This is a genomic window from Polaromonas sp. P1_G2, from assembly GCF_056405515.1.
Genome location: NZ_JBFUBY010001399.1, coordinates 1 through 409 on the forward strand (window position 1 = coordinate 1; position 409 = coordinate 409).

Sequence of the window (409 nt, forward strand, 5' to 3'; positions counted from 1 at the left end):
GGCATCCTCCGGCATGGGCAAGGCGATCGCCAAGCGGCTCATCACCGACGGCTATAAGGTTTACGTGGCCGCCCGCCAGGTCGACAAGATGGATGACCTTGCCCGGCTCGGCGCCAAGCCGCTCAGCATGGACATTTCCCGGGACGATGAGATCCAGGCCGCCGTCCAGACCATTCTGACCGAAGCCGGTGGCGTCGATGTCCTGGTCAACAATGCCGGCTTTGGCCTCTACGGCCCGGTCGAGGATATCGGCCTCGAAGAGGCCCGCTATCAATTCGAAGTGAACATGTTCGGCCCCGCACGGCTGACCCAGCTGCTGCTGCCGGCCATGCGCCAAAAAGGCGCCGGGACGATCGTCAACATCACCTCCATGGGCGGCAAGATCTATACCCTGCTCGGCGCCTGGTAC

Annotated in this window: 1 protein-coding gene; it reads left to right on the forward strand. The window is 63.3% G+C overall.

Annotated elements, in window-relative coordinates; all coding sequences use genetic code 11:
- The coding region (locus AC1D0P_RS30760) for an SDR family NAD(P)-dependent oxidoreductase (RefSeq protein ID WP_477680195.1) at positions 1 to 409 on the forward strand (409 nt) is incomplete at both ends.